Genomic DNA, 25,370 nt, shown 5'->3' with positions numbered 1-25,370 from the left:
ATCCGAAGGGAGGTCACAAACGTATGATTCAACAAGAAACCAGTTTAAAAGTTGCAGATAACTCTGGTGCCCGTGAAGTTAAGGCCATCAAAGTCTTGGGCGGTTCAGGACGTAAAACGGCTAACATTGGTGATGTTGTTGTTTGCACGGTGAAACATGCAACACCAGGAGGCGTTGTCAAAAAAGGCGACGTCGTAAGAGCTGTTATTGTTCGCTCGAAGTCCGGTGTGCGCCGTAATGATGGCTCCTATATTCGTTTTGATGAAAATGCTGCCGTAATTGTCCGTGATGATAAAGGCCCTCAAGGTACACGTATTTTTGGACCTGTCGCACGTGAATTGCGCGATGCTAAATTCATGAAAATCGTGTCTCTGGCACCGGAAGTATTATAAGTGAAAGCAAAAAAAGAGTCCTGTCAAGGAGGTGCGCATCAGACATGCATGTAAAAAAAGGTGACAAAGTTAAAGTAATCTCCGGAAAAGACCGTGGTAAAGAAGGAACAATTCTGGAATCATATCCGAAAAAAGACCGTGTTTTGGTTGAAGGAATTAATATGGTTAAGAAACATGCGAAGCCTTCACAGGATAATCCGCAAGGCGGGATCCTTAATCAGGAAGCAGCGATTCATGTTTCGAATGTTATGTTAATTGATCCGAAATCCGGCGAGCCGACTCGTGTAGGGTATGAAGACCGTGATGGCAAAAAGATACGTATTGCCAAAAAATCCGGTGAAGCAATCGATAAATAGTTCGCAGGCGAAAGGAGGGCGACATGATGAACGCATTAAAACAAAAATATCAAGATGAAGTCTTGCCATCTTTAATGAATAAATTTGAATACGATTCTGTAATGCAAGCGCCAAATATTGAGAAGATCGTTATTAACATGGGCGTCGGTGATGCAGTACAAAACTCTAAAGCACTTGATAATGCTGTTGAGGAACTTTCACTGATTTCCGGTCAAAAACCAATCGTAACCCGTGCGAAAAAGTCAATTGCCGGATTCCGGCTTCGTGAAGGAATGCCGATTGGAGCCAAAGTGACACTAAGAGGCGAGCGGATGTATGAGTTTCTGCAAAAACTGATTGCTGTATCACTTCCGCGTGTGCGTGACTTCCGCGGGATCTCTAAAAAAGCATTTGATGGTCGCGGCAACTACACTTTGGGTATTAAAGAACAGCTTATTTTCCCGGAAATTAATTACGATAAAGTGAGCAAAGTTCGTGGTATGGATGTCGTTATCGTAACGAGCTCCAATACTGACGAAGAAGCAAGTGAATTGCTTTCTCAGCTTGGCATGCCGTTCCAAAAATAATCCAAGGAGGGAAAACTGTGGCTAAAAAATCAATGATTGCGAAACAAAAAAAACCGCAAAAGTTTAAAGTGCGTGAATATACACGGTGCGAACGCTGTGGCCGACCACATTCTGTAATCCGCAAATTTAAACTATGCCGTATTTGTTTCCGCGAACTGGCCTATAAAGGTCAAATTCCTGGCGTTAAAAAAGCAAGCTGGTAAACCCCGATTCGGGAAGGAGGTAATGTAGTAATGGTTATGACAGATCCAATAGCAGATATGTTGACTCGCATTCGTAATGCCAACATGGTCCGGCATGAAAAATTAGAGCTTCCGGCTTCCAATGTAAAGAAAGAGATCGCTGATATCCTTAAGCGCGAAGGATTCGTACGTGATTATGAATTCGTTGAAGATGACAAACAAGGTATTCTGCGTATATTCCTGAAGTACGGGGCGAATGAAGAGCGCGTCATCACTGGCATCAAACGTATCAGCAAGCCTGGGCTCCGTGTTTACGCAAAAGCGGATGAAGTACCGCGAGTACTGAATGGTTTAGGCATTGCAGTTGTATCAACATCACATGGTGTACTTTCCGACAAAGAAGCACGCAAGCAAGCTGTGGGCGGCGAAGTACTTGCATATGTCTGGTAATCTACAGTTTTAAGACAGGAGGTGTATGGAATGTCCCGTATCGGACTTAAACCGTTGGAAATCCCTGAAGGTGTAGACGTTCAGCTTAATGGCAATACAGTTACTGTAAAAGGTCCTAAAGGTGAACTGACACGTAATTTCCATTCGGATATGAAAATCGTTATAGAAGATAATGTGCTGACTGTTGAACGCCCGAGTGAGCATAAAGAGCATCGTGCATTGCATGGCACGACACGCAGCATGGTAGCCAATATGGTCGAGGGTGTCCACAAAGGATTTGAAAAATCACTGGAAATTAATGGTGTTGGGTATCGCGCCCAAAAACAAGGCGACAAAGTCGTTGTCAACGCAGGTTATTCGCATCCCGTTGAAATCGAACAAACTGAAGGCATCGAAATTGATGTACCGCAAAACACGAAAATAACCGTAAAAGGTATCGATAAAGAATTAGTCGGCGGAGTGGCTGCCAACATTCGTGCAGTCAGACCACCTGAACCTTATAAAGGCAAAGGTATCCGTTATGAAGGTGAAAAAGTTCGCCAAAAAGAAGGTAAAACTGCTAAGTAAGGTTAGTTAGGGAGCAGAAAGGAGTGACCTGGATGATCGCAAAACCTGACAAAAACGTTGTACGCAAGAAAAGACATGCACGCGTCCGCAAGAATGTCTTCGGGACAGAGGAACGCCCACGTCTTAATGTGTACCGTTCAAATAAACACATTTATGCACAATTGATCGATGACGTAGCCGGCAATACGCTTGCAAGTGCTTCAACGAATGATAACGACCTGAACCTGGAAGCCACAGGGAACGTTGAGGCAGCTCAACAAGTAGGTGAGCTGGTTGCCAAGCGCGCCAAAGATAAAGGTTACACAGCTGTTGTATTTGACCGTGGAGGCTATCTTTATCATGGACGTGTCAAAGCATTGGCAGATGCTGCTCGCGAGAACGGCCTTGAATTTTAATCGTGAAACAAAGGAGGGACACACATGCAAACAAGCATTGATCCAAACAAATTAGATCTTGAAGAACGCGTTGTTGCGATTAACCGCGTTGCGAAAGTAGTAAAAGGTGGACGGAACTTCCGTTTTGCTGCATTGGTTGTTGTAGGCGATAAAAATGGCCATGTCGGTTTTGGTACCGGGAAAGCAAAAGAAGTGCCTGAGGCCATCAAAAAAGCAGTTGATGATGCGAAGAAAAACCTGATTGAAGTACCAATCGTCGGTACCACAATTCCACATGAAATCCATGGGCAATATGGTTCAGGAAACGTACTCATGAAACCAGCTTCAGAAGGTACTGGTGTTATCTCCGGCGGACCTGTGCGTGCTATCCTTGAACTTTCCGGTGTAGGTGACATTTTGACAAAATCACTTGGATCCAATACACCGATCAACATGATTCGCGCAACATTAAACGGCTTAACAAATCTAAAAACGGCAGAAAACGTAGCAAAACTACGCGGCAAATCTGTAGAAGAACTGTTAGGATAAGGAGGGAATAACTATGTCTAAACAATTAGAAATCACCCTCACGCGCAGTGTAATCGGCCAATCAGAAGGACAGCGCCAGACTGTTCAATCACTCGGTTTGAAGAAAATCCGTCAATCCGTCGTACGTGAAGACACACCAGCTACTCGCGGTATGATTGATAAAGTCGCTCATCTTGTAGCGGTTAAAGAAGTGTAATCATTTTAAAGCAGAAGAGGAGGTGCACGTATGAAACTTCATGAATTAAAGTCAGCAGAAGGAAGTCGTAAAAAGCGCAATCGCGTTGGCCGCGGTATGTCATCCGGTAACGGCAAAACATCCGGAAGAGGCCATAAAGGTCAAAAAGCACGTGAAGGCGGGAACACCCGTCCAGGCTTTGAAGGCGGACAGATGCCTTTATTCCAGCGCTTGCCTAAGCGCGGATTTACCAATGTTCACCGCAAGGAATTTGCGATTGTAAACTTGGATGCTTTAAATCGCTTTGACGAGGACACGGAAATTACACCTGAGCTTTTACTTGAAGAAGGTGTCGTCAACAAAGCAAAAGCCGGCATTAAAGTGCTTGGCAACGGCAGTGTTGAAAAGAAACTCACTGTAAAAGCTCATAAGTTCTCTGCTTCAGCGAAAGAAGCAATCGAGGCAGCGGGCGGTAAAACAGAGGTGATCTAATGTTCCGCACAGTCTCCAATTTAGTGCGAGTAAAAGATATCAGACGGAAGATTGTATTCACATTGCTAATGTTGATTGTTTTCCGTCTTGGTACATTTATACCAGTACCATTTACAAATCGAGAAGCTATTGATTTTATGAACCAGCAAAACGTTTTCGGCTTTTTAAATACGTTTGGAGGCGGGGCACTGCAGAACTTCTCCATTTTCGCAATGGGGATTATGCCTTACATTACGGCAGCCATTATTATGCAGCTGCTGCAAATGGACGTCGTGCCAAAGTTCACTGAATGGAAAAAGCAAGGCGAAATGGGTCGTAAAAAAATAGCCCAGGTCACCCGTTATGGTACGGTAGTACTTGCATTTGTTCAGGCAATCGCTATGTCGATCGGCTTTAATGCCATGGCAGGCGGGATGCTGATAAGTGAACCGAGCGTCTGGAAGTTTCTAACGATTGCTATTATCCTTACAAGCGGTACGACATTTTTAATGTGGCTGGGTGAGCAAATCACAGCGAATGGTGTCGGCAACGGCATTTCTATTCTTATTTTTGCCGGTATCGTTGCAGCAGTCCCGAACGGCGTCAACCAGTTATACAGCCAGTATTTCGTCGATGCTGGTGAGGAGCTGTTCATTAACATCGTTATTGTAGCTTTAATAGCATTGGTTGTCGTAGCGGTAACTGTTGGTGTTATATTTATTCAACAGGCACTAAGGAAAATACCAATTCAGTATGCTAAAAAACTTGTTAATCGATCCCCAGTGGGTGGACATTCGACACACTTGCCATTAAAAGTTAATGCTGCAGGGGTCATCCCGGTAATCTTTGCGATTGCATTTATTATCGCCCCCCGAACTGTTGCCGGACTGTTTGAAGGCAACGAGATTGCAGCAACGGTTGAAAACATTTTTGATTACACCCAGCCAGTTGGGATGATCATCTATGTAGCATTGATTATTGCGTTCACGTATTTTTACACATTTGTGCAGGTTAACCCTGAACAAATGGCGGAAAATCTGCAAAAACAAGGCGGATATATTCCAGGCATACGTCCTGGCAAAAATACAGAGACCTATCTTACACGTGTTATGTATCGACTGACATTTGTAGGAGCCCTCTTCTTGGCTGCGGTTTCTGTGCTGCCTATTATTTTAGGCGGTCTTGCAAATCTGCCTCAAGCAGTACAAATAGGCGGCACAAGCTTGCTGATCGTTGTAGGTGTTGCCCTGCAGACGATGAAACAACTCGAAAGCCAGCTGGTAAAACGGCATTATACAGGCTTTATCAAGTAACCAATGCCGCCAATGAGAGCGAGGGGAAAATTGTTGAATTTAATATTAATGGGTCTGCCCGGTGCCGGTAAGGGCACACAGGCTGAGAAAATAAATGAAGCATATCACATCCCTCATATTTCAACAGGAGATATGTTCCGTTTAGCGATTAAAGAAGGAACCGAACTCGGTAAGAAGGCGAAAGAATTCATGGATCAGGGTGATCTTGTTCCAGATGATGTTACAATAGGAATTGTAAAAGAACGCTTAAGCAAAGATGACTGCAAAGATGGATTCCTATTGGATGGATTTCCGCGAACGATTGCGCAGGCGAAAGCCTTGCAATCGCTGTTGAGCGAAATGGGCACATCAATTGATTATGTGCTGCATGTGGATGTACCTGAAGAGAATTTAGTTGAACGTCTCACAGGCCGCAGAATTTGTCCGACATGCGGTGCAACGTATCATGTTATCTATAACCCTCCAAAACAGGACGGCAAATGTGATAATGATGGTTCCGAATTGATTCAGCGCGAAGATGACCAGGCTGAGACAGTCAAAAACCGTCTCGAAGTCAATATGGAGCAAGCGAAGCCATTACTTGATTTCTACGATGATAAAGGTTATCTTGTCACCATAAATGGCGATCAGGAAATCAATCAAGTGTTTAAAGATATTCAATCAGCAATTGAAAAATAAATTATCCGGTTGGATTGAATTGGGTGCAATCAGGCACACTTAGCGGTATAATAAATGCCGCAGCAATTTATAACAACCTGTGCACTATCCGGTATAAGAATGAGATTATCTGATGGCCCGCAGTCATCGGAAAGATTTGTTATAAATCAAAAGCCTAAGTGAAGGTGATCGTTGGTGAACGAAGCTGATTCGATTCCGCGAATAGGTCAAGTTGTTCGTATTTTGCAAGGACGTGAAGCAGGACAATATGCCATAGTGCTGAAGCTGATCGATGATCGCTATGTTCTGCTTGCAGACGGAGAAAAACGTAAATATGATCGGCCTAAGAAAAAGAATCTGCATCATATTGAAGTTATGGAATTTATATCTCCGGAAGTCCAAAACAGCCTTCTAGAAACCGGTCGTGTCACAAATGGCAAGTTGCGATTTGCCTTAACGAAATTTATGAATGAAATTGTGACTGATTTGAAGAAGGGAGATCAACACGATGGCTAAAGACGATGTAATTGAAGTAGAAGGCACCGTAACTGAAACACTGCCGAATGCGATGTTTAATGTGGAATTGGAAAACGGTCATACCGTACTGGCTCATGTTTCCGGCAAGATCCGCATGCATTTTATCCGCATTTTGCCAGGTGATAAAGTCACGGTAGAGCTTTCTCCTTATGATTTAAGTAAAGGGCGAATTACGTACCGTTATAAATAACTTGTTCGAGCTCCGATACAAAAGGAGGTAAGATGATGAAAGTCAGAGCATCTGTGAAACCAATATGCGAAAAATGCAAAATCATTAAACGGAAAGGCAAATTAATGGTGATTTGCGACAATCCGAAACACAAGCAAAAACAAGGCTAATCAATAAGGAGGTGCAAGAAAACTATGGCACGTATTGCAGGTATCGACATTCCACGTGATAAACGTGTGTCGATTTCACTAACTTATATTCATGGTGTCGGACACAGCACTGCCCAAAACATTCTGAGTGAAGCGGGCGTTTCTGAAAACACACGCGTACGCGACCTCACTGAAGATGAGTTGAGCAGCATCCGTAAAGCAATCGGTGAGTATTCGGTTGAAGGTGATCTTCGTCGTGAAACATCCCTCAACATTAAACGCCTGATTGAAATCGGTTCGTACAGAGGTATCAGACACCGCCGGGGATTGCCGTTGCGTGGGCAAAAGACGAAAAACAACTCACGTACGCGCAAAGGACCTCGCCGCACAATGGCAAACAAGAAAAAGTAAAGGAGGGTAACCAGCAATGGCACGGAAACAACAAACAACACGCAAACGCCGCGTGAAAAAGAATATTGACACGGGTGTGGCACATATCCGTTCAACATTTAACAATACGATTGTAACCATCACAGATGTAAAAGGAAATTCAATTGGATGGAGTTCTGCAGGAGCACTAGGCTTTAAAGGCTCCCGTAAATCAACACCATTCGCTGCACAAATGGCTGCTGAGACAGCTGCCAGGAATGCGGTTGATCATGGTATGAAACAGCTTGATGTAACGGTTAAAGGCCCTGGAGCAGGCCGTGAAGCCGCAATTCGTTCATTACAGGCAGCAGGACTGGAAATTACAGCAATTCATGATGTAACACCTGTTCCGCATAATGGCTGCCGCCCGCCAAAACGTCGTCGTGTGTAAAGATAACCGTATAGAATTTGTCACCCTGTCAATAATGGGTTATTATAGCTAAAAATGCATAACGCGCCTTTTGATGTGAAACCTGTGGCGGGGGACAAGAAACAATGGTATATCAGGAATGTTTTAGTGCAGAAACGCCAACTGCCTATTTGGGGAATTTCGGTTAGACACTGTTGGCCGTCTAACCGGGATTTCGACGTTTTAAAGGAGGGTTTTACAGAATGATCGAAATTGAAAAACCGGGGATAGAGACCGTAGAGATTACCGATGATGCGACATATGGAAAGTTCGTCGTCGAACCGCTTGAACGTGGATATGGTACTACTTTAGGAAACTCCTTGCGTCGTATCCTGCTTTCCTCACTTCCGGGTGCTGCTGTTACCTCGGTTCAAATTGATGGTGTTCAGCATGAATTCTCAACAATCCAGGGGGTTGTTGAAGATGTCACATCGATTATTTTGAACTTGAAAAAGCTTGCATTGAAAATTTACTCTGATGATGTTAAGACATTGGAGATTGATGTGCAGGGAGAAGGAAAAGTTACGGCTGCAGATTTGACCTATGACAGTGATGTAGAAGTATTGAATCCGGAATTGGAGATTGCGACAATCAACGGCAATGGAAACCTGCATATGAAAATAACAGCAGAGCAAGGTCGTGGCTATCGTCCGGCAGAAGCAAACAAACGTGACGAACAGCCAATCGGCGTCATTCCGGTCGATTCGATTTTTACACCTGTCACACGTGTTACGTATCAAGTTGAGAATACGCGTGTTGGGCAAGTGACCAACTATGATAAGCTGACAATGGATGTCTGGACAGATGGAAGCATCCGTCCGGAAGAAGCTGTCTCCTTAGGTGCTAAGGTGTTTAACGAACATCTTAATATCTTTATAGGTTTGACGGATGAAGCCCAGAAAGCCGAAATCATGGTTGAGAAAGAGGAAGACCAGAAGGAAAAAGTTATGGAAATGACGATTGAAGAACTTGATCTTTCTGTAAGGTCCTACAACTGTCTGAAACGCGCCGGAATCAATACAGTGCAAGAGCTTTCCAACAAATCGGAAGAAGACATGATGAAAGTGCGCAACCTTGGCCGCAAGTCACTTGAAGAAGTGAAAGAAAAGCTTGACGACTTAGGCTTAGGTTTACGTGATGACGACTAATACAGTCAAAGCAACTTAGCAACAGGAAAGGGAGGGATAGTCCATGGCCAGAAAACTAGGACGGACGACAGACCATCGAATGGCAATGCTTCGTAACCTTACTTCTGATTTAATCATCCACGAACGTATCGAAACGACAGAAGCTAAGGCCAAAGACCTGAAGTCTACAGCAGAAAAAATGATTACACTTGGCAAACGTGGTGATCTTCACGCACGTCGCCAGGCAGCATCTTTCCTGTATGATCAAGATGCGAATGAAGACGAATCAGTTCTTCAAAAATTGTTTGATGACATCGCTGGACGTTATGAAGACCGACAAGGCGGCTACACGCGTGTTCTTAAGCTTGGACCACGTCAGGGCGATGGCGCAAAAATGGCAATCATCGAACTCGTTTAATTCAGGCGATACGGCAAGTGCGTGTTCAAAAGGAGGCTAAAAAGGGCCAATTTGTGTCTTTTTTACCGGTCTTTTGAACATCCTCTTTAAGGGCAGGACAGAATCTCTTCCATGAGGTGAATCCAGGCCCTTTTTTTGCATCGTTTGGTTTAGAAAGAGGGGGAGCGGAGATGCGGGAGAAACTAGTTGAATTCAAAAATGTATCCTTTCGATATGGAGAAGAGCAGCCTTGGGTTTTAAAAGACTGCTCATTTGAAATTTATCAGAATGAAGCAGCTGCCATTATCGGTCATAATGGTTCAGGTAAGTCTACAATCGCCAAACTGATGAATGGTCTCCTCTTTCCGCAAGAGGGTGAAATCATCATCAATGGCAGGCAGTTGACCCAGGAATCAATCTGGGAGATTCGTAAAGACGTCGGAATGGTCTTTCAAAACCCCGATAACCAATTTGTCGGAACCACCGTTCAGGACGATGTTGCGTTCGGCATGGAGAATCGGGGGATTGAAAGAGATGAGATGGTGAAGCGGATTGACAATACCTTAAAAGCGGTCAGTATGGATTCCTACCGTTTGACTGAGCCACACAAGCTTTCAGGAGGCCAGAAACAGCGTGTTGCGATTGCAAGTGTTCTGGCAATTTTCCCGCAAGTTCTTATACTTGATGAGGCGACCGCTATGCTTGACCCCCGCGGCCGAAGAGATATAATGAAAACTGTGACAAACGTACAGGAAGAACGCAACCTCTCGCTTATTACGATTACGCACGACCTGCAGGAAGTTGTACAGGCTGAGCGTGTCATTGTAATGAATAATGGTGAAATATGGGATGAAGCAGTTCCGAGGGAGATTTTTGCCAAGAAGGCAGAACTTCGCGAAATCGGACTGGATATTCCTTTTATTGCAACGTTGTCAGATGAACTGCGACATGCGGGTGTGACGATAACAAATGAAGCCTTAAGTCATGAGGAGCTGCTGGAGGAACTATGGACATCACATTCAACAACGTAAGTTACATTTATCAGGCTAAAACCCCCTTTGAACATAAGGCGATTGCGGACTTATCACTTTTCATTCCATCGGGTTCTTTTACAGCAGTTATCGGTCATACAGGCTCAGGGAAATCAACACTCATCCAGCATTTAAATGGCTTGGTCCGTCCGACAAAGGGCGAGGTCATCATTGGTGATTACCACCTGACACAAGACCAGAAACCGGACGAGCTGAAAAGTTTGCGCAGCCGGGTCGGGGTGGTTTTCCAGTATCCTGAACATCAATTGTTTGAGGAAACCGTCAAAAAGGATATTGCGTTCGGTCCGCATAATTTCGGTGTTCCGCAAGCAGAGATAAATAAACGCATCGAGCAGCTGACACCTGTAGTGGGGTTGTCAGACGAACTGCTGGAGCGCTCGCCATTTGATTTAAGCGGCGGGCAAATGCGGCGCGTTGCAATAGCGGGTGTGCTTGCCACCGAACCGGAAGTGCTCGTCCTGGATGAACCGACCGCGGGTCTTGACCCACGCGGCCAACGTGAAATGATGGATATGTTTTATAATCTGCATCATCAAGAGGGAATGACAACGATACTTGTGACGCACAGCATGGAAGATGCTGTCAAATATGCCGATAATGTTGTTATTTTAAATGATGGCACAAAATATATGGAAGGCAAGCCGGAAGAGGTGCTGACTCAGCGAGATGCGCTGCACAAGGTTCAGCTTGATGTGCCTGAGATGGTGCAGTTCATCAACAAGTTTTCCGAACAGTTTGGTTATGACATACCTTACCGGCGTCAGTCTCCGGCCGAGCTCGCCAGTGACATCAGGCAAATTCTTAAAGGGGGGCTGACCAATGAATAATATGTTGATTATTGGTCAGTATGTCCCGGGGAATTCACTCGTTCACCGGCTCGACCCCCGAACGAAGATGACGGTCATCTTCTTCTTTGTATTTATTGTGTTTTTGGCCAACACCGTCATAAGTTACAGTGTCTTGACTGCTTTTGCACTGGCCAGTATGATAACAACCCGCATACCGATCCGTTTTATATTAAAAGGGCTGACACCGGTGTGGTTTTTGATTGGGTTTACATTTATACTGCACTTAATTGTTACGAATCAGGGAACCGTTTTAGTTGATATTTTTGGATTCAGCATTTATTCAGGCGCTATTATACAAGGTTTTGCCATATCTATGCGGTTTTTCCTGCTTATTCTTGTCACATCTTTGCTTACATTGACCACGACCCCGATTGAAATCACGGACGGCATTGAAGATATGCTGCACCCGCTAAAAAAGATAAGGTTCCCGGTGCATGAGCTGGCGTTGATGATGTCGATTTCATTACGGTTTATTCCAACACTCATGCAGGAGACGGAAAAGATATCGCGAGCACAAGCTTCCCGTGGTGTTGACTTTCGCACCGGACCGTTAAAAGAGCGCATGAAAGCTGTCGTTCCATTGCTGGTCCCGTTGTTTGTCAGTGCCTTCAAACGTGCTGAGGAATTGGCAATGGCAATGGAGGCCCGCGGCTATCAAGGCGGAGAAGGACGAACTAAATTGCGCGAATTGAAGCTTGAAAAACGGGATCTTCTAATCTTTCTTTTATTCATTTTGACAACCGCTGCACTATTTTTTACACGAAGCTATTAGAAAGGGCTGGATCACCATGAGAATAAAATGTGTCATAAGCTATGATGGGACTAATTTTTCAGGCATGCAGATTCAGCCCAGGGCACGCACGGTTGAAGGTGAAATCAATAAAGCACTGAGGAAAATTCATAAAGGCGAGTCTGTGCGTATTTTTTCATCAGGCCGAACCGATGCAGGTGTACACGCTAAAGGTCAGACATTCCACTTTGATTCAAACTATCATTTGACGCCTGCCGAGTGGAAACGGGCACTCAATTCGCTGCTCCCAACCGATTTGCATGTAAACGAAGCAGCACACGTACACGATTCCTTTCATGCCCGCTTTGATGCTAAAGAAAAGGAGTATCGCTATTATATTTTAAATGAACGCGAACGGGATGTCTTTCAGCAAAATTATATTTATCAATACCCGTATGAGCTTGATATTAAGAAAATGCAGCAGGCCGCCGGCTATTTTGAAGGGACACATGATTTCACGACCTTTTCATCTGCTAAATCGGAAACGGTCGGGAGCAAGGTGCGTACATTGTACGAGGTTTCATGTTTCCGGAAAGGCAGCCGATTTGAATTCATCCTGCGGGGTGACGGCTTTTTATACAATATGGTCAGGATCATTGTCGGCACGCTGCTGGATGTCGGCCGCGGCAAATTGGCCGCTTCAGATATCGGGAAGCTGTTTAACAAGCACGACAGACAATCCGCCGGTGATACCGTCCCGCCTCAAGGATTGTATCTTTGGAAAGTCACCTATAACGAGGATTAATCTCGAATAAACAGCAAAATTCCCGACATTTCCCGGGCAATAATCGACAAAATGTGATAAGCATTCAGGAGTTGAGGAAAGGCACTTTTCCATACTTTGCTACGGTCTAACTTTCGTATTCGAAGTTGATGGAAAGTGCGAAGTAGTGAAAATCTCATTCTGATTATCGTTAAGACCTAAAAGCCGCTCCGCTAATATACTTCGCTTTCCATGGGCACGGCCTCGGGCCAACAGATGTTGGTCACAAAGGCGTTGCCACAGGACGTGGCGGTCTTAGCCTTGAACCTTTCTTGCGGGGTCTTCAGGATGCTTACTGTTTCTGTAGTGCTATGCGATCAAGCCAACCATAGCGAAGGAAATACACGAAGACTTCTGCGGGAGCAAAGGCATAGGTGAGACACTGAAGTGCGCCAGCACGAAGGGGCTCACCAGCCGCCCGCGAAAAGCGGAGTGTATTTCCGGAGCGATAGCCGAAGAGCCACTTCTATTTTAAAGTACGTCGCAGTTTATGGATTTTACGTTAATTATAAAAATGCTCGCAACGCTTGACATTCATACGCTTCTGGTATATGATGATTTGTGGCATTTTATTTCAAAACCACGATTAGCCCCGGAAAACTAATTGTGATGAAATATAGCGAAATGAAAAAAACGACTATGAAACGAAATGAAAGTAATTGGAGGGAAACATCATGCGCACAACGTTCATGGCAAATGAAGCTAACATTGAACGCAAATGGTATGTTGTGGATGCTGAAGGCAAGCGTCTTGGCCGTTTAGCAAGTGAAGTTGCTGCAATCCTTCGCGGAAAGCATAAACCAACTTACACACCACACGCTGATACTGGTGATCACATCATCGTAATTAACGCTGATAAAGTAGAATTGACAGGAAAGAAACTGACAGACAAAATGTACTATCGACACTCAAACCACCCAGGCGGTTTGAAAGCACGTTCAGCTAATGAAATGCTTCGCAACCATCCTGAGAAAATGATGGAAACAACTGTCCGCGGCATGCTTCCTAAAGGCCCATTAGGACGAAAAATGGCTAAGAAGCTGCACGTTTACAGAGGTTCCGAGCATAATCATCAAGCACAAAAACCAGAAGTTTACGAGCTTCGCGGATAATAAAAGGAGGTAAACCAATTTGGCACAAGTTCAATACTACGGCACCGGACGCCGTAAACGTTCAACTGCACGTGTCCGTCTTGTTCCAGGGACCGGCCGTGTTGTCATTAACAAACGTGAGGCAGAAGACTATTTCCCATATGAAACGCAGCGTATTATCCTAAATCAGCCGCTTAAAGCGACTGAAACAGAAGGTACTTACGATGTACTTGTTAATGTAGACGGCGGAGGATTCACAGGGCAGGCAGGCGCCATCCGTCACGGTATTGCACGCGCACTCTTGGAAGCAGATCCTGAGTATCGTGCAACACTTAAGCGCGAAGGCTATCTGACTCGTGACTCCCGCGCAACTGAGCGTAAGAAATACGGTCTTAAAGGCGCGCGTCGTTCCCCACAGTTCTCAAAACGTTAAGCAGTGTTTTTTCAAAAGCTCTCTTTCCTTTACCGGGAGGAGGGCTTTTTCTATATTTAGAGAAAACGTTTGATTTCACTTTATTCCAAGACGTTGTATGATGGACATATTAAGATGACCGGGGGGAGTTCATTGATGCGTGATATTAAACAGCTAAACCTCACAGAAGATGCTGGTGATATTTTTGCGCTGTCGCAATTTGCTTTTCAGTATGAGTTGTCCGAAGAGGCGATTAAGAAAAAACGTGAAGAAGCAGAGCGGCATATTATTTAGGGATGGATGGCAGATAACCAGCTGGCGGCTAAACTCCATCTTATCCCGCTTACGTGTTACATAAATGGCAAAACGTTTGAGATGGGCGGTGTCAGTTCGGTTGCCACTTGGCCCGAATTTCGCCGGCAGGGAGCGGTGAAAGACTTGCTGTATCATGCGCTGCAGTATATGCGGGAATCCGGCCAGGCTATTTCATTTCTTCATCCTTTTTCCTTTGCGTTTTACCGGAAGTATGGCTGGGAGCACACATTTTCAGAAAAGGTCTATACCATTCCGCTGGAGACGTTAAAGCAGGATTGGAAAACTGAGGGCAGTGTGCACCGCATTAAGGACGACACAGCGCTTTTACACGACATTTATACGGACTATGCCGGAAATTTCAACGGACCGCTTACGCGTGATGAAAAATGGTGGGAGCAGCGTGTTTTAAAGGCGAAATGGCATAAAGCGGCTGCTTTTAATGCGGATGGTGAAGCAGAAGGCTATCTCCTTTATAAAGTCAATCAGGGGAAAGTGATTGTTCATGAGTTTGTTTATAATACGCTCAACGCCAGGAAGCTTTTGATGCAATTTATTGCCAATCATGACTCAATGGCGGATACCGTTGAAATGACGGTCCCGGAAAATGACAACCTCCCGCTGCTTGTCGAGGAACCGCGTTTTGAACAGAAAATCAAGCCTTATTTTATGGCGCGTATTGTCGATGTCGAAGCATTCCTGAAAGACTATCCGTTTAATAATAGAACTTCAGGTTCAGTGGCGTTCCGGGTCGAGGATGCATTTTTACCGGAAAACAATGGCATATATCAGCTCGCACACACCGGGCGTGATTCAAACATCGTACACGTTCAATCAGATGTGGCGCCGGATAATACTGTTTACTGTCCTGTTCAGCAGCTTGCAGCCATGCTGATGGGATATAAGCGGCCGACCGAATTATCTGATGCCGGTCTGATTCAAGGACCGACGGCAGCAATCGAACAGCTGGAAACCATTATTCCGTACCAGCAGCCATTTTTCCCTGATTTTTATTAAAACTTCTGGGAATTACGACCTATTATGACACTTAAAATATAAATTTAGTATGATATTTTGTCATATTACGTTAAAATAGACATTATACCTATGTAACTAATACAGACTAAAGGAATGTCGTTCATGCTTTATCGTGTAAATCTAGCAAAGTTCTTTTTCCCGATTGATGATCATTTATATACGCTTAAACGGGCTGAATCCTTGAAAAATTTGTGGAAACTATTTGCGCTGCTGATTTTTGCCAGTGCAGGGGTTTATGCCTGGATGGCAATTCTGGGCATCGGCTCAGATATCATTTCAACTGAAGCTGCAGCACTGAACGCATTTGAATACGAGGCGGGGAAAATATGGTTCGTGATCGGCCGAACGGTGTTTGGGGCGATATTTGCTTTGTTGATTTTAATCATCCCGTCATTGTTCTTCTATGCAATTACGGAAATCCCGTATCGAAAATTGCTTATTATGCAGCAGATTGTTTTACTCGTTATGCTGATTGAACGGGTTTTATGGATACCTCTTGCCGTTTTTGCCGGGCTGGACTGGTTTGCCTCACCATGGGCATTTGGCATAATCACATCCTATTTTACCGACCTGCCATGGGTTATCTTTTTCTTTGGGGCCATTTCATTATTCCAGCTGTGGATTATCTGGTTTCAGGTGAAATTTATCGGGTTTATGTCCGATATAAAACGCGTGTGGCTCTGGGTGAATGTCATTGGCATACATATTCTATACTGGGCCGGTGTATCGGCGCTGGCTTTTCTGGACAGTGATTTGATAAGCGGGTGGTTTGGATGAAGCGCAGAAAAATTTTATTAACGGCTGTCATCTTATTTATTGGTATTAATAGTTTGCTTGTTTATTTGGATGAGGTCGAAAAAGTGCCTCGGCTGTCTTATATTGAAGGCTGGTCTGAGACAGTGGTGAAAGATATGTATGAAACGATCGAAACGGCGGGGGTATTGGCACCAGCTGAAGAAAACAATATCTATTTCGATGACGAACAGGGAAGCTTTGACGAATTTCTCGTTGAAGAAGGCATGAATGTTAATCCGGGCGATGACTTGTTCACCTATCAGGCAGAGAATTACTATGAAACGATGACCGAATTGGAAACGAAGCAGGCGCAATTGGAAGGTGAAGTTGAGGCCACTGAAGAAGCACTCACATCGATTGCCACGTACCGCATCCCTGAAACCGACATGGAGACCGAGCTTGAAGGCGACAATGGCACATTGAATATGCGAAGCCAGTCGGTTGAAGCCAATTATATGCAAGAGCAGTATTTAACAGAAAAACAAAATGAACTCGCACAAAAGGAAGCCGAACTTGACAGTGTTCAGGCACAAATATCGGAATTGCAGACATCCGGTGAGACGATTACTGTCGAAAGTCCGTATCAGGGCGAGGTCAGTGAGATAACGGAATCGCTCGATAATCCGGTTGTTACGATTCGCAGTATGGAATTACAGGCTGAGGGCGAATTAAAAGAAGCCGAACGCATGGAAGTGGAAGCCGAAATGCCTGTTGAAGTCGCTGTCAGGGAAAACGATGTTATCATGGAAGGCATTTTAAATGATGTCAGCAACACTCCTGAGGCAACCACTGTAAACGGCATAAGCGTTTATCCATATACAGCCAGCTTGGAAGAGGCATCAGAAGGTACCGAACAACAGGATGAGACGCCTGAAAATGATGCTGCAGAAGATGAGACATCTCCGGGAGATGCAACGAATGCGGGCGAAACTGAAGACTCAATTGATATTGAGGAATCTGAGCCGCCACAGGCGAATGATACGAACGAAGAGACAGAGCAATCGGCTGAAGACAATTTACTCCCCGGCTACCATGCTGATCTGACGATAACGACGAATGAATCAGCTGAAGCAACCGCAGTGCGGGAAGACCATGTTTTTGCCGGACATTTGTGGAAGATGACGACGAGCGGTCTTCTTGCAAAACAACCGGTGGAAACCGGCATCGAAATGGATGATCTGACAGAGATAACTGAAGGCGCAACACCTGGCGAAATGATTGCTGATGCTGATAATGATCAATTCCGTGACGGCGCCACATTTATCACCCCGCTGGAACTGGGGGATATAGAATGGCAAGATTTTGGAAAATATGGTAATGTGGACTGGAAACGATATTTCGTAATAGGATTATTATCACGCTAAAAAGGGAAAATAACGTTATATATGAAATTGCTTTGTCACATTTTGAAGTGAGGGCTCGAAAAGGAGGGGCATTGTAAATGGATTTTGTCTACATAGGCATATTTATGTGCGCGCTGGCGTTTGCTCTTGTAGCCGTCTATGCTTCCCTCGTGTTGAAGCGTACAGCAACCATGGTGGAAACACTGGGCAAAACGCTGAGTGAAGTCGAGCAAAGGCTTCACTACATCACACCGGAACTGCGAAAGACGATAAATGAGACCGGTAAGACGCTTGATGAATTGCAGGATAAGATGGACGCGGTTGACAGTATGGTGATGACGCTGGAAAATGTCGGGGTGTCCGTTAAAGAAGGCGGCCGGTTTATGGATGAGCAAACGGCGAAGGCATCAGCATATGAGACACCTAAGAACCGCAGAACGCTGATCGATTCATTCAAATGGGCTGATGTGGCGTACAAGCTTTATAAAAAAATGAAATGATATGTAAAACACGTATTAACAGGAAATGAGGGATGAAAATGAGTTTAACAGGAATCGGTGTCATGCTGATTGGAATAGCTTTTATAGTCATTGCTGTTTATTTGTCATGGACGTTAAATAATCTGGCAAACGTCCTCCGCGGCGTTGAGAAAACCGTTGAACAAATGCCGGATCAGCTGGATGATATTTTTCGGGAGACGGGTCAACTTCTGAATCAGACAAATGTGACAATATCCGAAGTGAACGACAAATTACGCACAATCAGTCCGCTGTTTTATATGGTGAATGATGTCGGCGAAATGTCGAGAAAAATGACGACACCATTAGCCAATTTCAGCTGGGGTCGAAAAAAATCAAAGAAAAAAGACGACAGTAAATAATCCCCTGATATCAGGGGATTATTTATTTGCTGTTTTGTTGCCTTTTTGTCGTTCGTACATCACATACCCTAATGCCATCACACCATAGATGCTTTCCAGGTTGTAGCGGCGCATCGTCGGGTTATCGGTTTTGACACGCATGTCATCATTAATGGTTTCAAGCGTCTTGATAAGGTTCTGCAAAGCCATGCCGATACGATAGACGGCGTTTGTAAGAGGTTTAATCTTATCAACTTGCTCATTTACCTGGCTGAGTGTGCCATTCGCTGAATTCAGCGCAGTTTTAGTTTGACCCATAACTTCAGCGACTTGATTTGGGAGCGCGTTTGTCGTTTCTTTCACCCCTGTCAGCGCTTCGGTCAGTTTTGTGAGTGGCTTAACTAACAACACCGCCACTGCAAGCAGTGCAATACCTATAATAATGACGCCCAGTCCTGCCCAATCCATGTATCATTCTCCTTTCAGTTTTCTTCTCAGATCGTTCCGGCTCATACAGATCCTTACTATAATCTGTCTATTATCTTTACCTTCTTTGAACTTATCATAAACGATAAACTCGTCCCATACAATAAAAAAAGCACTGTGATAAGGGGAGAGGGGTATGGGACGTTTTAAAAATATATTGCTGTGGGCGGCGGGTGTGGTTATTTTGGCGTTTTTGATACAATACCCGATTCAGCAGACAGATACCACATGGGAAAGATGGTCTTTGCCTTTATCGGGTAAAACGGTTGTCATCGACCCAGGGCACGGCGGTCCGGATGGCGGGGCTGTCGGAAAAGATGAAACGCTCGAGAAAGACATTGCGCTGTCTGTTGCCAAGAAAGTGCGTGATTACTTGCAGCAGTCAGGTGCGCTTGTTTATTTGACGCGGGAGGAAGATAAAGACCTGGCGTCAGAGGAAACCAAAGGCCTCTCCCGCCGGAAAGCTGAAGATATTCGCCGCCGGATGCAAATTATTCATGACCGTGAAGCTGATTTCTTTGTAACCTTGCATTTAAATGCCTTGTCTTCGGAAAAATGGCATGGCGCCCAGACGTTTTACCATCCGAAAGAGGAAAAAAGCAAGCACCTGGCTGAAATGATTCAGGCTGAGGTTGTGCGCAATTTGGACAATACGACACGCAAATCGCTCGCGCTCAACAACGTCTACTTGCTGGAGCATGCTGAAGTGCCGGGTGCCCTCGTGGAAATTGGGTTTTTATCAAATGAACATGAACGGGAAAATTTAAAGGATGACGACTATCAGCGCAAAATGGCCGGGAGCATTTATCAAGGGATCCTCCGATATGCTACCGAAGAACCTGAGGAGAAGCAATAACGGCAATAACGGAAGCACCATCCATGAATCTTTTCCCGCATGTAAAGAAGAGTAAGCCGTCAGAATACGCCGGCTAACTGTTCCTAAATGTCCGATTCGTTCATCTAACAATCATTGTCGGAAAAAACACCGTCAATGATTGAAGATTCACTTTATCCCTTAGAATTTGATTAATTTGTGTTATACTAGCGTTGTATGCAAATTTTCAGGATGATACGTTTTATATAGATGCTAGGAAAGGGATGGTGACTTACCGTGTTATCAAAAGAAGAAATTCAAGAATTGCTCAATTCTGTCCAGGATCCATTTTTACATAAAACGCTTGAGGAAACAGGCGGCGTCAAAAGTATAAGTATTAAAGAAGAGAAGAAGCATGTCAGTGTTAAAATCGGCATTGGCAAAACGAATACAGCGGAGCAGATGGATTTGCAGCAGGAAATTGTCGCGCTGTTGAAGAAAAACGGGGCTTCAACTGTCGGACTCCGGTTCGAACAGCTGCCCGATGAAGTCATTCAAGAATTCCAGCCGTCAGCAGAAGCCGAAAAAGAAAAATCCTTGCTCGGCGTCAGCAAACAGCCTAACTTTATTGCAATCGCCAGCGGTAAAGGCGGCGTCGGCAAATCGACAGTAACCGTTAATCTCGCAATGTCTTTAATGCGTCTTGGCAAAAAAGTCGGCATCATTGACGCGGATATTTATGGTTTCAGTGTGCCCGATATGATGGGTATCGAAAATCGCCCGCAAGTACGCGGGGAAAAGATCATTCCTGTTGAGCGTTTTGGGGTGCAAGTCATTTCAATGGGCTTTTTCGTGGAAGATAATTCACCGATTATTTGGCGAGGACCGATGCTCGGAAAAATGCTGAACAGCTTTTTCAAAGAAGTTGAGTGGGGCGATCTCGATTATCTCCTGCTTGATCTGCCGCCCGGAACCGGTGATATCGCCATGGATGTTCACGAATTAATCCCTTCAGCAAAAGAAGTAATCGTTTCAACACCGCACCCGTCAGCAGCATTTGTTGCAGCACGGGCCGGCCAGATGGCTATTAAGACGGAGCATGAGATTCTTGGTGTTATCGAAAATATGGCTTATTATGAAAGCAAGAAAACCGGTGAGAAAGAGTATGTATTCGGTAAAGGCGGTGGCGATAAGCTCGCTGATGTACTGCAGACGAAAGTACTCGGACGCCTGCCACTGCAGCAGCCGTATGAAGATGAGGATGAATTTGCCCCTTCTGTCTATCAGGAAGATCATCCACTTGGCAAAGAATACCATAAAATGGCATCGAAAATTGTTGCTAAAGTGGAGGAAGAATAAAATTAAAGTATTTGAGGCGGCCGCCAAAAGTTCCAAACCTGACTTTTGACAGGCCGCCTTTTTTTGATGGGAGCGAGTGCACGCTGTTGATTAAGTGGCACCGCCACTGCCCCCGCCGGATCCGCCACCGGAGCCACCGCCCCCGCCGGAGCCTCCAGAACCGCTTCCACCGCTTTCGGAACCACCGGAACCGCCGCCTTTGGACTGTTCTTCAGCAGCTTTTAACAGGATTTCGCTTATTTTTTCCTGAAATAGTGGCGTTTCAAGCGTCTTCTGAATTGTTTCTTCCAAGTGTTTATTGAATTCCTGGCTTTTCATGACCTTTACCATTTCCTGCGTCATTTGCGGGTCTTTCATCAAATCAATCATTTGCTGCTGGTATTCTGAATCCTTCATAAGATCCTTCATCAGCTTTTTTTGTTCATCTGCCATTGAGTCCGTAAACGTTTTTACAAATTTCGGGTCTTCAAATAACTTTTTCCACATGTCTTTGCCTTTATCGGAACTTAAAGTGGTTTCAACGGATTGTTTAACAGCATCAGAATCCATGATGAGCTGTTCTTTCATTTTTTCGTCAGTCATGATATCCTGCAAGGCTTTTTTGCCATCTTCTGTCTGAAGTATGTCAACAACCATTTTTTTTGTTGTATCATAATTCGCCTCATCTCCGGATGCTCCTTGCCCGCCATTGCAGCCGGCGATGAATAGCGCGGGTATTAGGAAAAGGGAAATAAAAGTCATCCGAAACATTGTTCAGATCCTCCTTCCTGTCATGCTTAATATGCGCAATTCAGAAGGAAATTATGTAGTTATAAGAGGAAAAACAGCGTGGTTCATGCTAAAATGTGTAAGGGAATGTAACATATATCTAGGAGGAAAATGACGTGAACACTCGAAAGCTGGTGGGTTTGTTCATTAAAACGTTACTAATCGGCGGCATTACCGGCTTAGTAACAAGCTTTTTTATCAAACCTGCATATTATACAGAAAATCTTAATCCATTTAATGGGTTTGAACTGATAGGGGTCATACTCTTTTTTATTGGCTTAGGTCTGGTTTTCAGTGCCGTCAGTCAGACCGGTTTCTTTGCATATCTCTTCATCAATCGGTTTGGTCTGAGCCTGTTCCGGACGTTCTGGCCGACTGTGCAAGTGCTTTTAATCGCATTTGTCGTATTTGATCTGGTTTATTTTCCATATACCAATACCGAAAATATTTCATTGTTCTGGTTTATCTTAATGGCTGCAGGAATTCTCGGGTTTGGCTGGATTGTTGCAAAAATTAAAGCCCGCGAGACGAATCAGCGGGCGTTTATTCCGGCGTTATTTTTTATGGTTGTTATCACATCTGTTGAATGGGTGCCGGGATTGCGGACGAGCGGCTTTGATTATGCATGGCTGATGATATTCCCGCTGTTAGCGTGTAATACATATCAGCTGCTTGTTCTGCACAGACTGACAAATGGAGAAAACGCCAGGCAGTCAGACAAAAAGACAGGAACACAGAAAGCATGAATCCTCAGCTTGACCAGGAAAAAGACGAACTATAAGGACGGTTTAGCGCAGCATATTTCCGCAGCGGGTTATCCCACTTCCCTTTCTAATAATAGTTCGTCTTTTTAATCCCTGTTGTCCATTCTGTGTTCTAGTCAGCGAGTTTGGATTCGGCGTGTGCCTGATTGATCAGCTCTGAAATGCTCACAAAGTGAAAGTCTTTATTTTTAAGCCCCGGCAATATTGTTGTTAATGCGTCCGCGGTTTGTTTCACCGAATCAGATGCGTGCATTAGAATAATATCCCCGTTTGATGTTTCTTCCATCACCGTATTCGTAATAGTGTCAGTCCCCGGGTTTTCCCAATCGTTTGGATTAACGTTCCAATGGGTGACGGTATATCCCTGATTTTCAGCTAATTCAATAATGTCTTCGTCAAAATGGCCGTTTGGCGGACGCAGCAGTTCGATATCCTCATACCCGAGCTTCTCAAACACATCTTTTGCTTCCGTCAAATCATTGCGCACCTCGTCCAGTTCCTGGTCAAGATAACTTTCATACCGATAGCCGAGCATCCCTAATTCATGCCCCTGTTCCGTGATGTCTTCCAATATTGTGGGATGACGTTCGGCCCACTCACCGCTGACAAAAAATGTAGCTTGTACCTCGTGCTCTTCCAGCTTATCCAAAATCGCGTTAACCCTTTCTTCACCCCAGCTGATATTAAAGGTTAATGCAATATTTGGCTCATCAGCATTCCCTTTTGCCAATGCCTGTGGTTCATTGTTTGATATCACTGAAAAGGTCCCGTCCCGTTCAAACCAAATAAAAAGTGCAGCAAATAAAGCAAGCAAGACGACAATTGCGTAACGTTTCCATTTGTTGAATCGCATCACATAAAAATGATCCATTGCACCATCCCTCTCAAACATTCCTTAATTTAGTCTATGAGCAGAATGCCTTAATATGAACAAGCCTTGATAAGAAAAGCTGTTTTTTCTTAACTTCGCCAGGGTTAAAAAAGAATCACCTCAGAATGATGCATACTTTTTAGAGTTTTTTACAATAAGAGGTTTAACAAGTGTGAATTAATGGTACTTATTATTATTGGCGAGACAAGCAATTTACCGATGTAGTTTCTGAAGAAAAAATGGTGCGTGTATACATAAATGGATAAAAAATGAACTAATCGGGGAAAATAAACATCCAAACGGTTTTGATATATCTGAGAGTGATTGCAAACGTCGTATATATGTGGCGAAAAAATCTATTATGATGAGGAAGACAGGTGTTAACTATGCTTGGATTTATGGTAAATGATCAGGAACAAAAAGAAATGGAATATATGATAAAACGGGAACTGGAAGAGCTGCTGCTGGATCTGGAAGATAATCGAATCGATCAAATGGTCAAAAGCGCAATGAAAGAACGCTACTACACCATTTTCAATTTATATCGCCGGTTCGCCAGCGCAGAAGAGTGTATGAAGTATATGCCGAGGCGCACAGGCGGCCAGCAATAAATCGCTCTAAGGTAAACATTATCGCGGGCAAGGGGGAGGTTCACTAAAGAATCCCTTATTGTTAAAAGAAAATCGCTTCTTTATTGAAGATAACCTATATGATATAATAACGTATGTCGTGTTAAGCATAAAGCACGGCAATCTTTATGAAAGCATATTTAAAATTTGATTTATCTTTTTATTGATTTCCTATTGAACTCATGAATTTAATATGCTATATTATTTTTTGTTGTCAGCAAAACAGTCATTATTTCTTGATGAATTCAGCCGAAAAAATGAACAAAAAAGTTATTGACATTTTGTTGCTGGCACGATAAAATATATCTTGTCGCTAAAGAAGCGGCGGGATAATTGATCTTTGAAAACTGAACAAAACAACCAGTATGATAAACGATGTCAGAGGTAAGAAGTTGACGAGTCAGCTTAGCTGATTTGATGCAAACTTTTTAACCCCTTGAATCAATTTTTGAAGCTAAGTATGAGATTGATCGGTGTCAGTCTCACGCAAACTTTTTTGGAGAGTTTGATCTTGGCTCAGGACGAACGCTGGCGGCGTGCCTAATACATGCAAGTCGAGCGCGGGAAGCAGCGGGTCGCCCTTCGGGGCGCACCCCTGTGGAACGAGCGGCGGACGGGTGAGTAACACGTGGGCAACCTGCCTGTAAGACTGGGATAACTCGCGGAAACGCGAGCTAATACCGGATAATGCTTGTGGTTGCATGATCACAAGCTGAAAGGCGGCCTCTGGCTGCCACTTACAGATGGGCCCGCGGCGCATTAGCTAGTTGGTAAGGTAAGAGCTTACCAAGGCGACGATGCGTAGCCGACCTGAGAGGGTGATCGGCCACACTGGGACTGAGACACGGCCCAGACTCCTACGGGAGGCAGCAGTAGGGAATCATCCGCAATGGACGAAAGTCTGACGGTGCAACGCCGCGTGAGTGATGAAGGTTTTCGGATCGTAAAACTCTGTTGTCAGGGAAGAACACGTGCTGTTCGAACAGGACAGCATCTTGACGGTACCTGACCAGAAAGCCCCGGCTAACTACGTGCCAGCAGCCGCGGTAATACGTAGGGGGCAAGCGTTGTCCGGAATTATTGGGCGTAAAGCGCGCGCAGGCGGTC

The 25,370-nt window shown here is 44.5% G+C and carries 38 protein-coding genes and 1 rRNA gene; 36 read left to right on the top strand and 3 right to left on the bottom strand.

The window, feature by feature from the left end:
- Window positions 1–23 precede the first annotated feature (23 nt).
- From rplN to BMZ22_RS15415, 31 genes are all read left to right on the top strand, one after another.
- The gene (gene rplN / locus BMZ22_RS15560) at window positions 24–392 is read left to right on the top strand and encodes a 50S ribosomal protein L14 (RefSeq protein WP_090087276.1); all 369 of its coding nucleotides are present in this window, start codon (window positions 24–26) and stop codon (window positions 390–392) included.
- A 44-nt stretch (window positions 393–436) separates the two neighbouring features.
- Window positions 437–748: a 50S ribosomal protein L24 gene (gene rplX, locus BMZ22_RS15555; protein WP_090087273.1), complete on the top strand. Its 312-nt coding sequence runs from the start codon at window positions 437–439 to the stop codon at window positions 746–748.
- A 26-nt stretch (window positions 749–774) separates the two neighbouring features.
- Entirely contained in the window at window positions 775–1,314 is a 540-nt protein-coding gene (gene rplE, locus BMZ22_RS15550) for a 50S ribosomal protein L5 (RefSeq protein WP_090087271.1), read from the top strand.
- A 17-nt stretch (window positions 1,315–1,331) separates the two neighbouring features.
- Window positions 1,332–1,517 (top strand): type Z 30S ribosomal protein S14, encoded by a 186-nt coding sequence (locus tag BMZ22_RS15545; RefSeq protein ID WP_068446093.1) that lies wholly within the window; start codon window positions 1,332–1,334, stop codon window positions 1,515–1,517.
- 30 nt (window positions 1,518–1,547) lie between these two features.
- Complete coding sequence (gene rpsH / locus BMZ22_RS15540; protein WP_090087268.1) at window positions 1,548–1,946, top strand: 30S ribosomal protein S8; 399 nt, start codon at window positions 1,548–1,550, stop codon at window positions 1,944–1,946.
- A 30-nt stretch (window positions 1,947–1,976) separates the two neighbouring features.
- Entirely contained in the window at window positions 1,977–2,513 is a 537-nt protein-coding gene (gene rplF, locus BMZ22_RS15535; protein ID WP_090087266.1) for a 50S ribosomal protein L6, read from the top strand.
- A gap of 32 nt (window positions 2,514–2,545) precedes the next feature.
- Window positions 2,546–2,908 carry a 50S ribosomal protein L18 gene (gene rplR, locus BMZ22_RS15530; RefSeq protein WP_090087263.1) on the top strand — a complete coding sequence of 121 codons (363 nt, stop codon included), beginning with the start codon at window positions 2,546–2,548 and terminating at the stop codon, window positions 2,906–2,908.
- 24 nt (window positions 2,909–2,932) lie between these two features.
- A complete protein-coding gene (gene rpsE, locus BMZ22_RS15525) occupies window positions 2,933–3,436 on the top strand; it encodes a 30S ribosomal protein S5 (RefSeq protein WP_090087261.1) in 504 nt (167 codons plus the stop codon).
- A gap of 13 nt (window positions 3,437–3,449) precedes the next feature.
- A complete protein-coding gene (gene rpmD, locus BMZ22_RS15520; RefSeq protein WP_090087258.1) occupies window positions 3,450–3,632 on the top strand; it encodes a 50S ribosomal protein L30 in 183 nt (60 codons plus the stop codon).
- A gap of 30 nt (window positions 3,633–3,662) precedes the next feature.
- Window positions 3,663–4,103 (top strand): 50S ribosomal protein L15, encoded by a 441-nt coding sequence (rplO, locus tag BMZ22_RS15515; RefSeq protein ID WP_090087255.1) that lies wholly within the window; start codon window positions 3,663–3,665, stop codon window positions 4,101–4,103.
- A complete protein-coding gene (gene secY / locus BMZ22_RS15510; protein WP_090087252.1) occupies window positions 4,103–5,395 on the top strand; it encodes a preprotein translocase subunit SecY in 1,293 nt (430 codons plus the stop codon). The genes rplO and secY overlap by 1 nt, the downstream gene beginning before the upstream one ends.
- A 33-nt stretch (window positions 5,396–5,428) precedes the next feature.
- A complete protein-coding gene (locus tag BMZ22_RS15505; RefSeq protein ID WP_090087248.1) occupies window positions 5,429–6,073 on the top strand; it encodes an adenylate kinase in 645 nt (214 codons plus the stop codon).
- Window positions 6,074–6,247: 174 nt separating this feature from the next.
- Window positions 6,248–6,568 (top strand): KOW domain-containing RNA-binding protein, encoded by a 321-nt coding sequence (locus tag BMZ22_RS15500; RefSeq protein ID WP_090087246.1) that lies wholly within the window; start codon window positions 6,248–6,250, stop codon window positions 6,566–6,568.
- On the top strand, window positions 6,561–6,779 hold the full coding sequence (gene infA, locus BMZ22_RS15495) for a translation initiation factor IF-1 (protein ID WP_068446075.1): 219 nt from the start codon (window positions 6,561–6,563) through the stop codon (window positions 6,777–6,779). Before BMZ22_RS15500 ends, infA begins: the two co-directional genes overlap by 8 nt.
- 35 nt (window positions 6,780–6,814) lie before the next feature.
- Window positions 6,815–6,928, top strand: a complete 114-nt coding sequence (rpmJ, locus tag BMZ22_RS15490) for a 50S ribosomal protein L36 (RefSeq protein WP_068446074.1) — start codon at window positions 6,815–6,817, stop codon at window positions 6,926–6,928.
- A gap of 24 nt (window positions 6,929–6,952) precedes the next feature.
- Entirely contained in the window at window positions 6,953–7,318 is a 366-nt protein-coding gene (gene rpsM / locus BMZ22_RS15485) for a 30S ribosomal protein S13 (protein ID WP_090087243.1), read from the top strand.
- 16 nt (window positions 7,319–7,334) lie between these two features.
- Window positions 7,335–7,727: a 30S ribosomal protein S11 gene (gene rpsK, locus BMZ22_RS15480; protein ID WP_090087240.1), complete on the top strand. Its 393-nt coding sequence runs from the start codon at window positions 7,335–7,337 to the stop codon at window positions 7,725–7,727.
- 221 nt (window positions 7,728–7,948) lie between these two features.
- The gene (locus BMZ22_RS15475; protein WP_090087238.1) at window positions 7,949–8,893 is read left to right on the top strand and encodes a DNA-directed RNA polymerase subunit alpha; all 945 of its coding nucleotides are present in this window, start codon (window positions 7,949–7,951) and stop codon (window positions 8,891–8,893) included.
- A 43-nt stretch (window positions 8,894–8,936) separates the two neighbouring features.
- Window positions 8,937–9,290, top strand: coding sequence for a 50S ribosomal protein L17 (gene rplQ / locus BMZ22_RS15470; RefSeq protein ID WP_090087235.1), 354 nt, complete (start codon window positions 8,937–8,939; stop codon window positions 9,288–9,290).
- 170 nt (window positions 9,291–9,460) lie between these two features.
- A complete protein-coding gene (locus tag BMZ22_RS15465) occupies window positions 9,461–10,300 on the top strand; it encodes an energy-coupling factor ABC transporter ATP-binding protein (protein ID WP_090087233.1) in 840 nt (279 codons plus the stop codon).
- Entirely contained in the window at window positions 10,276–11,148 is an 873-nt protein-coding gene (locus BMZ22_RS15460; protein ID WP_090087231.1) for an energy-coupling factor ABC transporter ATP-binding protein, read from the top strand. The genes BMZ22_RS15465 and BMZ22_RS15460 overlap by 25 nt, the downstream gene beginning before the upstream one ends.
- Window positions 11,141–11,941 (top strand): energy-coupling factor transporter transmembrane component T family protein, encoded by an 801-nt coding sequence (locus BMZ22_RS15455; protein WP_090087229.1) that lies wholly within the window; start codon window positions 11,141–11,143, stop codon window positions 11,939–11,941. The genes BMZ22_RS15460 and BMZ22_RS15455 overlap by 8 nt, the downstream gene beginning before the upstream one ends.
- A gap of 16 nt (window positions 11,942–11,957) precedes the next feature.
- Window positions 11,958–12,704 (top strand): tRNA pseudouridine(38-40) synthase TruA, encoded by a 747-nt coding sequence (gene truA / locus BMZ22_RS15450; protein ID WP_177183470.1) that lies wholly within the window; start codon window positions 11,958–11,960, stop codon window positions 12,702–12,704.
- A gap of 692 nt (window positions 12,705–13,396) precedes the next feature.
- Entirely contained in the window at window positions 13,397–13,834 is a 438-nt protein-coding gene (gene rplM, locus BMZ22_RS15445; RefSeq protein ID WP_090087225.1) for a 50S ribosomal protein L13, read from the top strand.
- Window positions 13,835–13,853: 19 nt separating this feature from the next.
- Window positions 13,854–14,246, top strand: coding sequence for a 30S ribosomal protein S9 (gene rpsI, locus BMZ22_RS15440; RefSeq protein ID WP_090087223.1), 393 nt, complete (start codon window positions 13,854–13,856; stop codon window positions 14,244–14,246).
- A 135-nt stretch (window positions 14,247–14,381) separates the two neighbouring features.
- A complete protein-coding gene (locus BMZ22_RS17315) occupies window positions 14,382–14,519 on the top strand; it encodes a hypothetical protein (protein ID WP_245745501.1) in 138 nt (45 codons plus the stop codon).
- Window positions 14,520–14,525: 6 nt separating this feature from the next.
- Window positions 14,526–15,554 (top strand): GNAT family N-acetyltransferase, encoded by a 1,029-nt coding sequence (locus tag BMZ22_RS15435; protein ID WP_245745499.1) that lies wholly within the window; start codon window positions 14,526–14,528, stop codon window positions 15,552–15,554.
- Between the two features lie 123 nt (window positions 15,555–15,677).
- A complete protein-coding gene (locus BMZ22_RS15430; protein WP_090087221.1) occupies window positions 15,678–16,352 on the top strand; it encodes a hypothetical protein in 675 nt (224 codons plus the stop codon).
- Window positions 16,349–17,734, top strand: a complete 1,386-nt coding sequence (locus BMZ22_RS15425) for an efflux RND transporter periplasmic adaptor subunit (protein WP_090087219.1) — start codon at window positions 16,349–16,351, stop codon at window positions 17,732–17,734. Before BMZ22_RS15430 ends, BMZ22_RS15425 begins: the two co-directional genes overlap by 4 nt.
- Before the next feature lie 77 nt (window positions 17,735–17,811).
- Entirely contained in the window at window positions 17,812–18,213 is a 402-nt protein-coding gene (locus BMZ22_RS15420) for a DUF948 domain-containing protein (RefSeq protein WP_090087217.1), read from the top strand.
- Window positions 18,214–18,251: 38 nt separating this feature from the next.
- Window positions 18,252–18,593, top strand: a complete 342-nt coding sequence (locus tag BMZ22_RS15415; RefSeq protein WP_177183469.1) for a DUF948 domain-containing protein — start codon at window positions 18,252–18,254, stop codon at window positions 18,591–18,593.
- Between the two features lie 18 nt (window positions 18,594–18,611).
- Here BMZ22_RS15415 and BMZ22_RS15410 read toward each other — a convergent pair whose 3' ends face one another.
- Window positions 18,612–19,040, bottom strand: a complete 429-nt coding sequence (locus BMZ22_RS15410; protein WP_090087213.1) for a DUF948 domain-containing protein — start codon at window positions 19,038–19,040, stop codon at window positions 18,612–18,614.
- A 154-nt stretch (window positions 19,041–19,194) separates the two neighbouring features.
- Between BMZ22_RS15410 and cwlD the strand changes: the two genes are divergently transcribed.
- Together cwlD and BMZ22_RS15400 are read left to right on the top strand one after the other, a co-directional pair.
- Window positions 19,195–19,914 (top strand): N-acetylmuramoyl-L-alanine amidase CwlD, encoded by a 720-nt coding sequence (cwlD, locus tag BMZ22_RS15405; protein WP_090087211.1) that lies wholly within the window; start codon window positions 19,195–19,197, stop codon window positions 19,912–19,914.
- A 255-nt stretch (window positions 19,915–20,169) separates the two neighbouring features.
- A complete protein-coding gene (locus BMZ22_RS15400; RefSeq protein WP_090087209.1) occupies window positions 20,170–21,231 on the top strand; it encodes an Mrp/NBP35 family ATP-binding protein in 1,062 nt (353 codons plus the stop codon).
- Window positions 21,232–21,321: 90 nt separating this feature from the next.
- Here the strand turns inward: BMZ22_RS15400 and gerD are convergent, their stop codons facing one another.
- On the bottom strand, window positions 21,322–21,981 hold the full coding sequence (gene gerD / locus BMZ22_RS17010) for a spore germination lipoprotein GerD (RefSeq protein WP_177183468.1): 660 nt from the start codon (window positions 21,979–21,981) through the stop codon (window positions 21,322–21,324).
- Between the two features lie 134 nt (window positions 21,982–22,115).
- Here gerD and BMZ22_RS15395 point away from each other — a divergent pair, with 134 nt between their 5' ends.
- Complete coding sequence (locus BMZ22_RS15395; RefSeq protein ID WP_090087207.1) at window positions 22,116–22,745, top strand: KinB-signaling pathway activation protein; 630 nt, start codon at window positions 22,116–22,118, stop codon at window positions 22,743–22,745.
- 130 nt (window positions 22,746–22,875) lie between these two features.
- Here BMZ22_RS15395 and pdaB read toward each other — a convergent pair whose 3' ends face one another.
- On the bottom strand, window positions 22,876–23,634 hold the full coding sequence (gene pdaB, locus BMZ22_RS15390) for a polysaccharide deacetylase family sporulation protein PdaB (protein WP_090087204.1): 759 nt from the start codon (window positions 23,632–23,634) through the stop codon (window positions 22,876–22,878).
- A 386-nt stretch (window positions 23,635–24,020) separates the two neighbouring features.
- Here pdaB and BMZ22_RS15385 point away from each other — a divergent pair, with 386 nt between their 5' ends.
- A complete protein-coding gene (locus tag BMZ22_RS15385) occupies window positions 24,021–24,245 on the top strand; it encodes a hypothetical protein (RefSeq protein ID WP_090087203.1) in 225 nt (74 codons plus the stop codon).
- Between the two features lie 511 nt (window positions 24,246–24,756).
- Window positions 24,757–25,370: ribosomal RNA gene (locus BMZ22_RS15380) — 16S ribosomal RNA — on the top strand; the annotation flags it as partial.

Source organism: Lentibacillus persicus, from assembly GCF_900112705.1.
In the GTDB taxonomy this organism is placed as follows: Bacteria; Bacillota; Bacilli; order Bacillales; family Amphibacillaceae; genus Lentibacillus; species Lentibacillus persicus.
The sequence above is the reverse complement of the archived record's forward strand: the minus strand, read 5'-3'. Positions and strand labels throughout refer to the sequence as shown.